At 35.5% G+C, this 14,663-nt stretch carries 15 protein-coding genes; 9 read left to right on the top strand and 6 right to left on the bottom strand.

Annotated features, from left to right (window positions below):
• Position 1 precedes the first annotated feature (1 nt).
• From H624_RS0106725 to hydA, 6 genes are all read left to right on the top strand, one after another.
• Positions 2–1,564, top strand: coding sequence for an ATP-binding cassette domain-containing protein (locus H624_RS0106725; protein WP_026866913.1), 1,563 nt, complete (start codon positions 2–4; stop codon positions 1,562–1,564).
• Complete coding sequence (locus H624_RS0106720; protein ID WP_026866912.1) at positions 1,564–3,105, top strand: ATP-binding cassette domain-containing protein; 1,542 nt, start codon at positions 1,564–1,566, stop codon at positions 3,103–3,105. The genes H624_RS0106725 and H624_RS0106720 overlap by 1 nt, the downstream gene beginning before the upstream one ends.
• A gap of 210 nt (positions 3,106–3,315) precedes the next feature.
• Positions 3,316–4,662, top strand: coding sequence for a hemolysin family protein (locus tag H624_RS0106715; protein ID WP_026866911.1), 1,347 nt, complete (start codon positions 3,316–3,318; stop codon positions 4,660–4,662).
• Between the two features lie 42 nt (positions 4,663–4,704).
• A complete protein-coding gene (locus tag H624_RS11735; protein WP_245570579.1) occupies positions 4,705–5,019 on the top strand; it encodes a hypothetical protein in 315 nt (104 codons plus the stop codon).
• 13 nt (positions 5,020–5,032) lie between these two features.
• Positions 5,033–5,350 (top strand): hypothetical protein, encoded by a 318-nt coding sequence (locus H624_RS0106705; protein ID WP_026866910.1) that lies wholly within the window; start codon positions 5,033–5,035, stop codon positions 5,348–5,350.
• Positions 5,334–6,719, top strand: a complete 1,386-nt coding sequence (gene hydA, locus H624_RS0106700; RefSeq protein WP_026866909.1) for a dihydropyrimidinase — start codon at positions 5,334–5,336, stop codon at positions 6,717–6,719. The genes H624_RS0106705 and hydA overlap by 17 nt, the downstream gene beginning before the upstream one ends.
• 72 nt (positions 6,720–6,791) lie before the next feature.
• Here the strand turns inward: hydA and H624_RS0106695 are convergent, their stop codons facing one another.
• Entirely contained in the window at positions 6,792–7,088 is a 297-nt protein-coding gene (locus H624_RS0106695) for a nucleotide pyrophosphohydrolase (RefSeq protein WP_026866908.1), read from the bottom strand.
• Entirely contained in the window at positions 7,088–8,740 is a 1,653-nt protein-coding gene (locus H624_RS0106690) for a DUF2075 domain-containing protein (protein WP_051220511.1), read from the bottom strand. The genes H624_RS0106695 and H624_RS0106690 overlap by 1 nt, the downstream gene beginning before the upstream one ends.
• Positions 8,741–8,890: 150 nt before the next feature.
• On the opposite strand from H624_RS0106690, the gene H624_RS0106685 reads away from it, so the two are divergent.
• Both H624_RS0106685 and H624_RS0106680 read left to right on the top strand, forming a co-directional pair.
• Positions 8,891–9,331: an ASCH domain-containing protein gene (locus H624_RS0106685; RefSeq protein WP_026866906.1), complete on the top strand. Its 441-nt coding sequence runs from the start codon at positions 8,891–8,893 to the stop codon at positions 9,329–9,331.
• A 25-nt stretch (positions 9,332–9,356) separates the two neighbouring features.
• On the top strand, positions 9,357–10,298 hold the full coding sequence (locus H624_RS0106680; RefSeq protein WP_026866905.1) for a nucleoside hydrolase: 942 nt from the start codon (positions 9,357–9,359) through the stop codon (positions 10,296–10,298).
• 41 nt (positions 10,299–10,339) lie between these two features.
• Here H624_RS0106680 and H624_RS0106675 read toward each other — a convergent pair whose 3' ends face one another.
• Positions 10,340–10,858: a GNAT family N-acetyltransferase gene (locus H624_RS0106675; protein WP_035856321.1), complete on the bottom strand. Its 519-nt coding sequence runs from the start codon at positions 10,856–10,858 to the stop codon at positions 10,340–10,342.
• Positions 10,859–11,155: 297 nt separating this feature from the next.
• Between H624_RS0106675 and ggt the strand changes: the two genes are divergently transcribed.
• Positions 11,156–12,769, top strand: coding sequence for a gamma-glutamyltransferase (gene ggt / locus H624_RS0106670; protein ID WP_026866903.1), 1,614 nt, complete (start codon positions 11,156–11,158; stop codon positions 12,767–12,769).
• A gap of 104 nt (positions 12,770–12,873) precedes the next feature.
• On the opposite strand, the gene H624_RS0106665 is transcribed toward ggt, so the two are convergent.
• The 3 genes from H624_RS0106665 to H624_RS0106655 form a co-directional block, all read right to left on the bottom strand.
• Positions 12,874–13,392, bottom strand: a complete 519-nt coding sequence (locus H624_RS0106665; RefSeq protein WP_026866902.1) for a GrpB family protein — start codon at positions 13,390–13,392, stop codon at positions 12,874–12,876.
• A gap of 12 nt (positions 13,393–13,404) precedes the next feature.
• A complete protein-coding gene (locus tag H624_RS0106660; protein ID WP_156889159.1) occupies positions 13,405–14,031 on the bottom strand; it encodes a hypothetical protein in 627 nt (208 codons plus the stop codon).
• A 68-nt stretch (positions 14,032–14,099) separates the two neighbouring features.
• Positions 14,100–14,663 (bottom strand): IS6-like element IS257 family transposase (locus H624_RS0106655; protein ID WP_026866900.1); only part of this gene is annotated, 564 nt, incomplete at its 5' end.

Here is a 14,663-nt window from a genome sequence, read left to right as displayed (position 1 = left end):
TATGAAGATAAATCTAGATAAAAAATATGTCTTATTATACGTTGTAATTGCCACAGTTAGTGTGTGTTTTTATATCGCTTTTGGACATTACCTGTCACTAATCCTTGAAGCAATTGTTATGGGTGAGACAATCAATTTTACTCAGAGTTTGATATATATTGCAGTATTTTTCATTCTCTTTATTATCACCGACAAGTTATATAAGTTGTATACGACTATGAAAGGTAATCAGCGTATTGAATCCATTGCGAATTCGCTCATTTCAAAAATTGATGTCAAATCAAGACGAGACTCAGAGACGATGATCAACTCCATAATGGTGCATTTAGAGAGTTATCGTTCTTATGAAACAGTCTTTGTTCCAACCATATTAAAGACGACTGTTAAAGTTGTTTTAATTATTGGTGCTTTATTTTTCATCGATGCATATGCAGCTTTGATACTCTTATTTACTGCACCGTTTATCCCCCTCTATTATGTCTTAGTTGGACTTCAGACTAGAGATGAATCGATGAGACAGGCGACACGCTTTGATAACATCGGTACACTATTCTTAAATTTAATCAGAGGTAAGGATACTGTTAAAAATACGCAGTCAGAACAAAGTGTTACAAAGCGTCTGGAGTCAGATAATGAGGGATTCGTCAAAGAAACAATGCATATATTAAAGTATGCCTTTCAGTCGACGATGATGCTCGAGTTCATTACCATCCTCGGTATTGGTCTCGTCGCACTTGAAGTTGCACTTCGAATTATTATCTTCCAAAGTATTGATTTTTACACAGCGTTCTTCGTCTTACTTCTTGCCCCAGAATTCTACAATGCCTTAAAGGTGTTAGGTACAGAATTTCATAATGGGAAACTGGCCATGGGCAGTTATGACCGTGTCTTAAGTGTGTTAAATCAAGAAAGCATCAATACTCATTATCGTCAAACGACAGCAGGTTATGCAGTACTGGCAGAACAAGTTCAATTAAACCATGGAGATAAAACAGTCCTAGACCCAACAGATTTCGCTTTTAATAAGACGGGACTCACTGCAATTACTGGTGAATCTGGGACAGGGAAGTCGACCTTACTTCGGTCAATTTTAGGTCTACATGAACCGAGTCAAGGTAAACTATCAGTTTACACAGAAGACATTGGTTATGTGTCCGATCAAGTATATTTTTCTGATACGACAATCTATGACTATATAGCTAAGGGACAAGCAAGTGAAGAAAAAGTGTTAGAAATTCTAGAGAAACTGAGACTAAGTGACAGTATTGATAACTTAGAATCAGGTATTCATACACCGATAGTGAATCATAATATTCCATTGTCCGGAGGGGAAATTGTTCGTTTGAAAATGGCAAGAGTGCTCATCGATCCTCCTGCTATTATCGTTATGGATGAGCCGACGGAATTTTTAGATGCAACGACGGAGCAGCTTGTTATGGATCACTTGAATCAACTCAAAAAACAACATGCCATCATCGCAGTAATACACCGCCGTCAGCTTTTAAAAATTGCAGATGAACATTATGTTATGGGCGAAAGAAGTTTGAAGCGAGGTGAGAGATGATGATGTTTTTAAAAGGTGAAAAGATCCATGTCTTTTACAGTATTGTCTTAGGTGTTATCGGTGGCTTGGTCGGTACAGCGATCTTTGGTCTGAGTGGTTACATGATTGCATTGTCATTCTTTGAGCCACCGTTCTTTTTAATTATCTTAATTATTGCAGTGATTAAAATGTTTGGTCTGACAAAAGGAACGACCAAGTACCTAGAACGCTTACTCAGTCACGATGCGACTTTTAAGATGATTGGTCGTTTAAGAGCGGCATATTTTAAGCGTTCTGTAGAAAGCAATCAGGACACTCACAGTGTGCGCTATATTCAAAAATTAACGACTTACTTCAACGAGATAGAAGATTACTATGTCAGAATCATCTATCCGTACATTGTTGCGGTATTTATTGCTTTGATCCTAACGGTCCTGTCGCTGATTGTGGACCCAATACTTCTTATGATAATCTTAGGTGTTTCTTTCTTGCTCTTAGTCATCATGCCGCTGATTATCAGCAGGATTTCAAGAGTATCAAATGATCGCCGATTAGATAGTGAAGACCGTTTATTTAGTAGACTCTATCATTATATTTTTGATTATGTGAATTTATATACTGTAAATGAAACTGAACAAACCAAAGATAATCTAAGAGCCACATATAAGGAAATCACTGCTAATGAGAACAAGGAGAGTCAAGTTGATGTGGTTATTGAAGTAATGAGTTTACTCATTCAATTAGCTGCAATTATAGGCGTTATTCTGTTATTTAAAGATGAATCGCCATTATTAGTACCGATGATTATTCTCGTACTTATGTCGTTCTTTGAACTGATTATACCTGTCATTAAACCTGCTTCTAAATATGGGGCTGTTAAAGATAGAGTCAATGCGGTGACGACAGAACAAGTAAATATTGAAAGAGAAAGGTCAGATGATCTAAGTCTAAGCCAGCTGACCTTTAGATATCCCGAGACAAAGCGAGATGTCCTAAAGGATATTTCACTTGAAATTAATGAGGGAGAGCAACATGTCATTATTGGTTCAAGTGGTTCGGGGAAAACGACCTTACTCAATCAGCTAATTAAGAAATCTTCGGCGGGCGTGATGCCTCAACACCTCGATTTTTATAACGCCACAGTGGAAGAAAACCTAACAATGTTTGGGGCCTTAGATAAGATTAATGCCATCGAACAACTAAGGGAATATGAACTGAACCATTTTGCACTTAATGAATATATTACTTCAAATGAATATCTATCATTGGGTGAGAAGAAACGGATGCATTTGATTCGGCTGATACTAGAAGACAAAAGTACGTGGATTTTAGATGAACCGACGGCGAGTTTAAACACACGACTTAGAGATAAGGTTTGGAAAACGATATTTAATAAAGACACTTTAATTGTCGCAACGCATGATTTGAGTCATTTGGAATCATTTGATTTTGTTCATTATCTAGAAAATGGAAAGATTATTGAATCAGGTTCGGTGGATACGGTCCTAAGTCATTCTGGTCCAACTAGAGAAGCTTATGATAGATATAAAGATTCTCTATAAATAGCATAGATATATTTCTGTGAAAGCCGATTTTTAATGTGATATAATATGATTAATTTAACTAATTTGGTGGAGGTGACGGTTCTTGGGAAGGTGTATATGAAAAGAATTGCAAAAAATAATATGTTGACAGCTGAATTTGAATTTCATAAACTTACGACCCTAACGGTCACAAATTATCGGAGGTGAACCCCAAACTAGGGGAACTGATTGGATATATCCACAATAGGAAATTTACTTTTATTTATTATATTAATTTTACTTACAATGCTATTTGTAGGTTCAGAATTCGCATTTGTTAAAGCCCGATTATCGAGAATACATGCACTAGTTGAACAAGGAAATAAGAAGGCAATGCGTGTCGAGAAAATGATCAACAATCTTGACTATTACTTATCTGCCTGTCAGTTAGGTATTACAGTGACAGCCCTTGGTCTAGGTTGGATTGGTGAATCGACTTTTGAAGTTATTTTACATCCACTATTCCATTTAATCGGCATTCCTGATTCAATTTCAACAGTGGCTACAGTGGCTGCTGCCTTCATCATCGTGACATTTATTCACGTGGTAGTGGGAGAGTTAGCACCAAAGACTGTTGCAATCCAGTACGCTGAGAAGATGGCCTTATCACTAAGTGGCCCACTATACTTCTTTGGTGTCGTTCTAAAACCATTTATTTGGACGATGAACGGTGCAGCCAGAGGCATAGTACGTATTGTCGGTATTAAAGAAATGCCAACAGAACAAGCACACTCTGAAGAGGAACTTAAAGTTATTATGACGGAAAGTTATCAGAGTGGTGAAATTAACCAGACAGAGCTTGCTTATATGCAAAATATTTTCTCTTTTGATGAGCGAACTGCTAAAGATGTCATGGTACCACGTACTCAAATGATTACTTTAGAAGAACCTGTTACTGTGGATCAAGTCATTGAAACAATTAAAGAACACAACTTTACAAGATATCCCGTTACTGAAAGTAATGGAGATAAAGATAACATCATTGGATTCATTAATGTTAGAGAATACTTAACGAACCATGTGTCAGATGAAAATGTATCTTCTGAGGACTACATTCATGAACTACCTGTCATTACTGAATCATCACGTATTTCTGATGCCTTAGTTAAGATGCAAAGAGAAAGTGTCCATATTGCCTTAGTCATCGACGAGTATGGTGGTACTGCTGGTATGATTACAATGGAAGATATCTTAGAAGAAATCGTCGGAGAAATCAGAGATGAATTCGATGAAGATGAGGAACTTGATATTGTTAAAGTAGACGATAATATCTATCATATTAGTGGACGCGTCTTGCTTGATGATTTAGAAGATGACTTCAATATTGTCTTTGATGAAAGTGAAGATATCGATACCATCGGTGGTTGGCTACAAAGTAAAGACACTGACATCACAGAAGATGATTATATCGATACTGAGTTTGACCGCTGGCAAGTGCTTGAAGTGGAGAACCATTCCATTAAACAAGTGGCTTACTTAAAAGATTACAATAAGACATCTTCAGAAATTGATGAAGAAAATGAAGAGAATAACTAAGCAATAGACCGGAACCATTGGTTCCGGTCTATTTATGTTAAAATGAAGATACTTTATAAAGGTGGTGCAGGTATGGACATTGTCGGTTTAGTAGCAGTCATACTTACGTTAACAATACCGATTTACGCAATCTATAGGGGCTATAATCAGAGTGATGAAAAGTTAGAAATAAAGAAGATGAAAGAACAAAGAAAGCTTGAAGAAATTAAACAAGAAAATTACTTGCTTGAAAATGAATCTATGCGTATTGAATTAGATAGAATTAAAAAAGAAAATGCTAGAAAACAAGAAGCACTTTATAATAAGGACAATAAGCGTTGGTTAATTGAAGAGACGAAGGAAGAGATTGAACGATAGACGGAGGGTTAAGATGGGATTTTTTGAATTTATATTTTTTACTGCGCTAGTGCTTACAGTAGGTGGGGTGAGTATTCCTTTATATGCCATGAAAAGAGGGTATAACCAGAGTGATGCAAAACTAAGAATTAAAGAAATCGAAGCACAGAAAAAGTTAGAAGCAATCAGACAAGAGAATTTTATTTTAGAAAATAAGTCTATGGAAATAGAGCTTGAAAAATTAAAAAAAGAGCGTAAAGAAAAAGAAACCAAAGCGCTTGAAGATAAGAAAAACAAGCGTTGGTTGATTGAAGAAACTAGGGGTGAAGAAAAATATGAAGACGTTAATTAAAGATGGCATGATTGTTACATCAGAGCATGAATTTAAAGGGGATATCTTAATAGAAGGCACAAAAATCGAGGCAATTGGCAGAGATTTAAGAGTAGAAGCGGATGAAGTCATCAATGCTGAAGGGATGTATATTCTTCCAGGTGGGGTCGATCAGCATGCGCATTTTTCATTTGAATTTATGGGAGAAAGAACAAAAGGCTTTGAGACGACGAATTCAGCGATTATAGGTGGAACTACAACGGTTATAGAGTTTGTTAACCAAGAACAAGGTAAAGGGCTTGTTGAAACAGTCGAAGACTATAACAAGGAATGGGTAGAAGGGATATCCATGGTGGATTATAGTTTCCATCCTGTTATTACCAACCCGTCAGAGGAAACCTTTAAAGACATTAAAAATCTCCCTGAAGCGGGCTATCCATCTGTAAAACTATTTATGGCTTATAAAGGACAGTTTTTCCATTCAGATGATGAAGCAGTGACTAATGCCTTACTTGAGGCAAAAGATGCTGGTGTCACTGTAATGGTCCATGCAGAGAATGCAGACTTGATTGAATTGATGCAGAAAAAAGCCATAGCTGAAGGGAACACAGATCCGTATTATCATGCCTTAACAAGACCACCGATTGTCGAAACAGAAGCGACAGAACGTGCCATTAACTTAGCAAGATTTGCAGAAGCTCCGATCTACATTGTCCATGTAACGACAAAAGGAGCAGTCGACGCCATTAAAAAAGCCAAAGAAGAAGGACTACCAGTATTCGGTGAAACCTGTACACAGTATCTACTGCTCGATAAAGAATATCTTCAAAAAGATAACTTCGAAGGTGCCAACTATGTATGTTCACCAGCACTCAGAGATAAGGACGACCAAGAATACCTGTGGAAGTCACTTAAAGATGGCTGGCTGAATGCAGTGAGTTCAGACCACTGTAGCTTCACGACAGAGCAGAAAAAGATGGGACTCGATGACTTTAGAAAAATCCCGAATGGCTCACCAGGCTTAGAAAATAGACTGCCGATGCTGTGGACTTATGGTGTTGAAACAGGCAAAATCACACGACCAGAACTCGTTGAATACTATGCAGCATCCCCTGCTAGAAATAATGGGATCGACCATAAAAAAGGCTATCTTGCACCAGGTTATGATGCAGATATTGTGATCTATAACCCTCATGTTAGGAAAAAAGTAAAACTAGAAGATAGTTTAAATGGTGTAGATTTCACTATTTATGAAGGATTTGACCAAGTCGGAGAATGTGATGCAGTCTTTTTACGAGGCACACAAGTTGTTAAAGATGCGAAGTACATTGGAGAACAAGGTCAGGGACACTTTGTAAAAGGAAAACCTTTCGGTACAGCGTTTAGATAAGGACCAGAGTTAGATGTTTTATTTAAATTAAGTAGAGAAGACCCCAAAATCAGAAAAGATTTTGGGGTCAATTTAGTTTTCAGGTGGGTATTTAACTGCATTCTTTTTTAACTTTTCAATAATTGCTTCATTCATATCAATATCTAAATCATCAGCCATCATTAGACCATATATAAAAACATCAGCGAGTTCATCTTTAATATTTTCTCTGTTCTTTTCTGCACCCTCTTCTGCACTGATCCATTGAAAGTTTTCAAGGAGTTCCGATGCTTCTAGAGAAAGTGATAAAGCCAAATCTTTAGGATTATGATATTGTCTCCAACTTCTTTCATCTCTAAATACATTTATTTTGTCAGTTAAGTCTTTCATTAAACTTCACCTCGTTTTGCTTTATCTAATGCTTTACGGAGCTTTTCATCACTCGCATAAATGTATAATCCTTTAACACCACGTTTCATAAGTACATTAATGGAGTTAAGGATGATTTGTTCTTTAGTTTCACCAACGTTGTATTCCACAGTCTGTTTACTTGAACTTCTGAAAGCTTCTGTATCTTTATAGTTTTGAGTGAGAATTTCTAGCTCCCCTGTTTCTTCATTGAATGAAACGGATGGTCCTAATATAACACCGACATAGTTCAAATCAAAACCTTGTATTGTATATATTGACCCGACTTCGTTAATGGTCTCTGCTCGTTCTGCCCATGTTCTTTTATCATTAGTTGTATTCCAAATACCTTTAAAACCAATTTCCTCAACATAATAATCAGCACCGTCTTTCTTGTGTTCGTAATCAAATGTCGCAACAATTCTTGAAAGTGTGTGCTTCTTATCTTTTTGTTCAATTTCTTTAAACATCTCTCCAGCATTTTCAAATATTTTTAATTCATAATCACCCGTGTTTGAAGGTATTGGCGTAATTTTCTTATCAACAAAATTATCTATCCAATCTACAACACTATCGTCAGCTTGGATACGGAATTGATCAGTAAGTTCAAAAGTTTCAACTTTTGCATCTTTAGTTATCTGCTTAAATAGGTCTTCTGTCCAGTAACTCTTAAGTTTCAAGAACTGTTTTTCATCAAATACGATGATACTGACTTTACTGGAATTAATAATATCACTGAGATGGTTTTCACCTTTATAACTATTGTATGCATCTTCTCTGGATAAAAGTAGGTGAGCTTCATCTACGAAAGTGATATCAGATTTCATTTTTCCATCATTCACTCTATTGATGAATGTTGTTGGTTTTAAGAAATTTTTCTTTTTTAAGTTTGGCAGACTTTCTGAAATGGCCTCGTATGTTTTAATCATTTCTTGGTGGTTAACAAGTAAGTGATTTTCAGAACCATATAAACGCTCAGATTCTTTGTCATTAGCTAAATCTTGAACCGCATTAAACGTAGAACTTAAAACAACACTTTTACCAGTACCAGCCTCACCTTTAATGAAGTATACTGCAGGTTTGTCTGAATCAATATTTTTCTTACAAAATTCTAGGATGGATTCTTTTAATTCTATTTGTGGTTCAGATAACTCTTTATAAGGAGAAATTTTAAAAATATCCTTATTCTGAAGGTATTCCAATGTACCATCTACAAGTTTATCTGCTCTTAATTTTTCCCAAAGCTCTTTAAAAATATCATGGTTGTATTTTGGTTTATCGTAATAGTTATGTGTAACAGAAGATGTAATTTGGCTCTTGTTAAGAATTTGATACTTTTGATCAGCTATAAAGTAATTAATTAAATTGGTCTCAATATTATACGTAGCTGATTGATTAAAATGTTCGTGAGAAACGATCACTGCAGTATTTAAGTTACTCTTAACAGGATCTTTGATGTGACTGTTTAAACGATTTCTAATCTGTACAGTCTCCCCAATGTAAGCACTCGACTTTTTCTTGTCATTGTGAAGAATGTAGACAACAGGATAATTGTTAAACTTTGCACTGCTCAATTTTGAAATGTCTTCTTTGTTAAATAAATACGTTGAAAGCTCTATATTTTTCTCTTCCATAGATATGCTCCTTGAGAGGTTTGAATATATTATAACGTACTCATTGATGAAAATAATAGAAACTAATTTTTGTTATAGAGATATCTATATTTAGTAAATAAAAATAAAAATAGATTATGATAAAAGAAATGTTAAAGGAGTATTTTAACTATGAGCTTACAAAACTATTGGAACAATTTCATCAATACACACCCTAGTTACAAAAACAAATCTTACGAATCTTTTCAATTTGGAGCGGACCCTAACACACTAGCTCAGCTAGTGGTTGATAGAACTAAAACTTTAACTTGTAGTAGTTTAAGAGAGTATAAAGTGGAGAATGAACCTTTACCTGAAGTGGGTGATGTGAGTATTGTTCTTGATGAATCTGATGAACCAAAGTGTATTATTGAGAATACGAAAGTATACACTATGAAGTTTTCCGATGTAGACGAAGAAATTGCTTATAAAGAAGGTGAAGGTGACCGAACGTTATCTTACTGGAGAAAGGCTCACCTTGAATTTTTTGAATGGTTATACAAGGAAATAGGGTATGAATTTAATGAAGATGAAGAGATTGTAGTTGAAGAGTTTAAGTTGATTCATGTATAAAATATTATCTTATGTGGGGGATTGTATGAACAAAGTAATCATTGATACTGATACTGCTGGGGATGACACGATTGCAATTTTGACTGCACTTCATAATTTTGATGTGCTTGGTATTACAATCACGGGTGGTAACGTAGATTTCAACCAACAGATTGACAATGCTTTATATACCACTGAAGTAGCAGGTTTTGATAATATTCCTGTTTACCCTGGATATGAAGGTCCGATTTTTGGAAATGCAGAACAACATACAACAGTTGAGGATGTGCATGGATCGGATGGTATGGGTGATTCATTTTTCCCTAAACCTAAACGGGCTGCGGAAAAGTCTCATGCTATAGATTTTATTATAAAGACAGTTAATGAAAACCCTGGAGAGGTTACATTATTGGCGATTGCACCATTGACTAATATCGCTATGGCGATCAAGAAAGATCCTAGTATTGTTAGTAAAGTGAAGCATTTATATATTATGGGCGGTACTAATAACAAGCTCGGTAATATTGTGCCTGCTGCGGAGTACAATTTTTATGTCGATCCTGAAGCGGCTAAATTAGTATTACAATCGGGTATGGGCATGACTATGGTCGGTTGGGATATGTGTACGGATTATTCATTAATGTTCGATAAAGAACACGAAGAGATAGAGGCTTTATCTACCAAAGGATCTAAGTTCTTTAGTGATGTGAATAGAGTAGTGAAGGAATTTAATAAAGAAGTACATAAGTTAGAGGGTACAACCCATCCGGATACCTTGTTAGTTGCCATAGCAGCTGACGAAAGAATTATGAGTGAGTTTACGAAATACTTTGTAGACGTTGAAACTAAAGGTGAGTTAACTAGGGGTTATAGCTTAGTTGATATCAATGGAAGATTAGGGAAAGAATCTAATGTTCGAGTGTGTGAAAAGGTCGACAGAGAATTATTTAAAAACCATCTGTATGATGTGTTAAAGAATATAAAATAGAAATAGCCATATGACTCTAAATTAGGTCATATGGCTATTATTTATCTCTCTGCTTTCAACACAGCAAAAATATAACTATCCGTCCATTCGCCTTTATTCCAAAAATCTTTTATGAAATGCGCTTCTTTCCTCATACCGATTCTTTGACACAACTTCGCTGAAGCGGCATTCCTTGCATCACAATTTGCTGTGATCCTGTGCAGGTTTTTATCGGCAAAAAGAAAGTCTAAAAGTGCTTTTGCAGCTTCTGTAGCATAGCCTTGACCTGAATAATTTTTGTTAAAGGAGAATCCTATTTCAGCAGTGTCCTTCATTTCAGTTTTCCAAGCGGATAGGACACCGATCACTTCATTATCTAAAACCACAGCTAGGTTCAATCCCTCTTCTGAATCAAAGTCGTTTTTACTCAACTCTTCTTTAAAAGCTGACACTTTGTTGTTAGCATTCCATGGTTCATGTAATAAGTACTGACACGTCTTTTCATCACTATATATTTCATAAACATCTTCTAAGTCACGTTCAATCAAAACTCTAAGTTCAAGTCTATTTGTATTTATCATAAAAAAACACTCCATTTTCTTTTATTATTTAAAATTAGACATACTGAGCCAATTCTTAAATTTTTAAAAGAAAACACCAATAGAGAGGCCGTAACCGACTGCTAGAAATCTTACATAATTCTTTTTCATTTTAATTACGCCTCCTTCTTATACTCAATCTTTTTCTCATCATAACGACTTTGAAAGTGTTATCTATCATTTCAATTGTATCACTAAAATATTATCTAAAAATTGTGACATCATAAAGGCTATGATAATCTTTATATAACTAAGCGAACATAACAAAGGGGCAAAGACATGATAAAATTCGACACACTTTTTAATCCATATCACTCACAGCGTAATCCTGTCGTCAGTAAAAAGGGGATGGTGGCAACTTCACAGCCATTGGCTGCACAGGCGGGTCTTTCGATCATGCAACAGGGTGGCAATGCGATTGATGCAGCGATTGCGACAGCTGCGGCTTTAACTGTTGTAGAACCAACGACCAATGGTATTGGTGGGGATGCTTTTGCCTTAGTCTGGGTGAACAATGAGTTACATGGTTTGAATGGTTCTGGTAAATCACCAGCATCTATTTCAATCGATAAGGTAAAGGCACAAGGCTACGATGAGATTCCAAAATACGGATTTACGCCAGTTACAGTACCAGGCCAACCAGGAGCTTGGGCTGAATTATCGAGACGTTTTGGGAAATTGCCTTTTAAAGATTTACTTCAACCTGCCATTCAATATGCTGAAGAAGGCTATCCAATTTCACCAGTACTGGCAAGATTTTGGGAGAAGGCTGCAGTTCGATTTAAGGAAGCTTTTGATGGAGATGAATTTAATCATTGGTTTGACACCTTTGCACCAGATGGCGTGGCGCCTAAAGTCGGTGAGATATGGAAGTCCGAAGACATGGCGAACTCTTTAAGAGAACTCGCAGATACGGAATGTGAATCGTTTTATAGGGGAAATATTGCAGATAAGATAGATGCCTATTCTAAACAATACAATGGCTATATTAGAAAAGAAGATTTGGAAAAATATAAACCGGAATGGGTAGATCCGATTTCTGTGAACTATAGAGGCTATGATATATGGGAAATTCCTCCAAATACACAAGGTATCATCGCTTTATCAGCCTTAAATATTTTAAAGAACTTAGATATTGAAGGTAAAGAATCAGTGGATACATATCACAAGCAAATAGAAGCAATGAAACTCGCTTTTGCTGATGGTAAAAAGTATGTGGCGGATATCGATCATATGACAGTAACCAGTGAAGCATTACTGGATCCAGCCTATGGTAAAACAAGAAGCGAAGAAATTACTGACAAGGCAAAACAACCAGAAGCGGGTGAACCAAAAGCAAGTGGTACGGTGTATTTATGTACAGCGGATGAAGAGGGGAATATGGTGTCACTGATTCAAAGTAATTATATGGGCTTTGGCTCAGGGCTAGTTGTACCTGGAACAGGAATTGGACTACAAAATAGAGCCTGTGACTTTAGTTTAGATCCAGATTCACCCAATGCACTTGGACCAAATAAACGCTCCTATCACACAATTATTCCTGGCTTCATCACTAAAGGAAAAGATGCCATCGGTCCCTTTGGGGTCATGGGTGGTTTCATGCAACCCCAAGGCCATGTTCAAGTCGTTATGAATACGATTGATTTTAAGCTAAATCCGCAAACAACTCTTGATGCTCCCCGTTGGCAGTGGGTGAAAGACAAGACGATTTGGGTAGAGAAAAACTTTCCACATCATGTCGCTGAAGAACTGGTCAAGAGAGGCCATGATATAGAAATCAAACTCGATTCAGCAGGCTTTGGACGTGGCCAAATTATATGGCGAGATCCAGAGACTGGTATTTTATACGGTGGGACTGAAAATCGAACAGATGGGCATATTGCGGCGTATTGAGTAGAATTGAAAAACTGACACTTAGAATAAAACTCAAGTATCAGTTTTTGATTAAATTAATATTCTTTGTATTTGGAAAATCATCTAATGTTGACTGCTTTTGATTATTTAAGTGAGTCGTAGGACTTAAGTATTCTATTAATGTATTCAGTTTTCAAATCAGTATAATTGTGCTTATCATTCTTGTTTGCATTGGCAAGCTTAATTTTTAATGATTCATATTCATCCCTTAAGTTTGGATGTTTTCGTAAAATATCTCTAAACTTTATTTGTTGATTTAAAAAGTGATTATTTTTCTCATATAGATGGATCTGATGAGTTCTTGGGTTTCCTTTTAAAAAATAGTATCGATCGGGAAGGATGTTGCTTCCTTTAGAAGTGTAGTTTAGCTTTTGTAAGTAATGAATATAGTAATTGATATTTTGAAAACTATCTACTTCTATAGCAATATCTAAAATAGGTTTGGACTTTAGATTTTTAACAGCAGTACTGCCAATGTGATGAACTTGAATATTATGACCTTCAAAGACTTCAAGTATCTTTTGCTTTTCTTGATTAAACAGAAGTTCCCATTCTTTATCATAGTTAACAAGAAGCACTTTATTATCTGGTAATCCAAGCATAAACTCACTCCTCTATACTTCATTATTTATGTGTTTTTTATATGTAATTAGGCTAGGGTCTTCGTTAATCAAAAATGGGGAAAATAACTCATAAGAGTAGAGATCAGTAGTGTCGATTTCAAAACATAAACTTGTTATACCAGATTCCTGAAGTAGGTATAGCATACTTACAAATTGGTTTAACAACTGTGTTTTCATAGAGTCATTTTCAAAATAAATCCATCCTACTTCTTTTTTATCTTCTAAATAATCAAAAATTAATAAAAAGGCGGTAATTTTGTTTCTTTCATTGTAAATAACAATGGAATGATTGAGATCTAGGTCTTTTGATACAGTGTTTCTCCACGTATTTAGATCAATATTCCCTAATGGATTTACTCTATGAGTACTTTTATACACATCAAATACTTTAGTGAGTAAGTTATTGTTCAAAGTAAGTTTCGATGGATGATAGTTATGCTGAGAATCATAAGATTTAAAGTAGTTTATTATTGTAGTAATAGATATGTCTGGTTCATATGTTTTTCTTATTTCGGCAAAATTATTATTAGAAATAAATTTATTATATATTCTACTTTGAGTTTCAAGTTTCAATATATAATTAGAGGTTGGTAATTTGGCCTTTAATTTATTAAACATAGTATTCATGGTTCTGTTGCAAAGTAAAAAAATATAGCTAACCACTAATTTATCATGTCAGTGTTCGCTTAACTTGCTAGCATGATGCTAATTTCGTGGCATGGCGAAAATCCGTAGATCTGAAGAGACCTGCGGTTCTTTTTATATAGAGCGTAAATACATTCAATACCTTTTAAAGTATTCTTTGCTGTATTGATACTTTGATACCTTGTCTTTCTTACTTTAATATGACGGTGATCTTGCTCAATGAGATTATTCAGATATTTCGATGTACAATGACAGTCAGGTTTAAGTTTAAAAGCTTTAATTACTTTAACCATTGCTACCTTCGTTGAAGGTGCCTGATCTGTAATTACCTTTTGAGGTTTACCAAATTGTTTAATGAGACGTTTGATAAACGCATATGCTGAATGATTATCTCGTTGCTTACGCAACCAAATATCTAATGTATGTCCCTCTGCATCAATGGCACGATATAAATAGCTCCATTTTCCTTTTATTTTGATGTACGTCTCATCAATACGCCATTTGTAATAAGCTTTTTTATGCTTTTTCTTCCAAATTTGATACAAAATTGGGGCATATTCTTGAACCCAACGGTAGACCGTTGAATGATGAACGTTTACACCACG

Origin of the sequence: Jeotgalicoccus marinus DSM 19772 (assembly GCF_000425825.1) — a bacterium.
Taxonomy (GTDB): Bacteria; Bacillota; Bacilli; order Staphylococcales; family Salinicoccaceae; genus Jeotgalicoccus; species Jeotgalicoccus marinus.
The sequence above is the reverse complement of the archived record's forward strand: the minus strand, read 5'-3'. Positions and strand labels throughout refer to the sequence as shown.

Coding starts and splice junctions, on each gene's coding strand:
- H624_RS0106690 (WP_051220511.1), bottom strand. CDS start 8,740: ATGGAAGAGAAAAATATAGAGCTTTCAACGTATTTATTTAACAAAGAA.
- H624_RS0106665 (WP_026866902.1), bottom strand. CDS start 13,392: ATGCTTGGATTACCAGATAATAAAGTGCTTCTTGTTAACTATGATAAA.
- hydA (WP_026866909.1), top strand. CDS start 5,334: ATGAAGACGTTAATTAAAGATGGCATGATTGTTACATCAGAGCATGAA.
- H624_RS0106685 (WP_026866906.1), top strand. CDS start 8,891: ATGAGCTTACAAAACTATTGGAACAATTTCATCAATACACACCCTAGT.
- H624_RS0106720 (WP_026866912.1), top strand. CDS start 1,564: ATGATGTTTTTAAAAGGTGAAAAGATCCATGTCTTTTACAGTATTGTC.
- H624_RS0106725 (WP_026866913.1), top strand. CDS start 2: ATGAAGATAAATCTAGATAAAAAATATGTCTTATTATACGTTGTAATT.
- H624_RS0106705 (WP_026866910.1), top strand. CDS start 5,033: ATGGGATTTTTTGAATTTATATTTTTTACTGCGCTAGTGCTTACAGTA.
- ggt (WP_026866903.1), top strand. CDS start 11,156: ATGATAAAATTCGACACACTTTTTAATCCATATCACTCACAGCGTAAT.
- H624_RS0106680 (WP_026866905.1), top strand. CDS start 9,357: ATGAACAAAGTAATCATTGATACTGATACTGCTGGGGATGACACGATT.
- H624_RS11735 (WP_245570579.1), top strand. CDS start 4,705: ATGAAGATACTTTATAAAGGTGGTGCAGGTATGGACATTGTCGGTTTA.
- H624_RS0106675 (WP_035856321.1), bottom strand. CDS start 10,858: ATGATAAATACAAATAGACTTGAACTTAGAGTTTTGATTGAACGTGAC.
- H624_RS0106660 (WP_156889159.1), bottom strand. CDS start 14,031: ATGTTTAATAAATTAAAGGCCAAATTACCAACCTCTAATTATATATTG.
- H624_RS0106695 (WP_026866908.1), bottom strand. CDS start 7,088: ATGAAAGACTTAACTGACAAAATAAATGTATTTAGAGATGAAAGAAGT.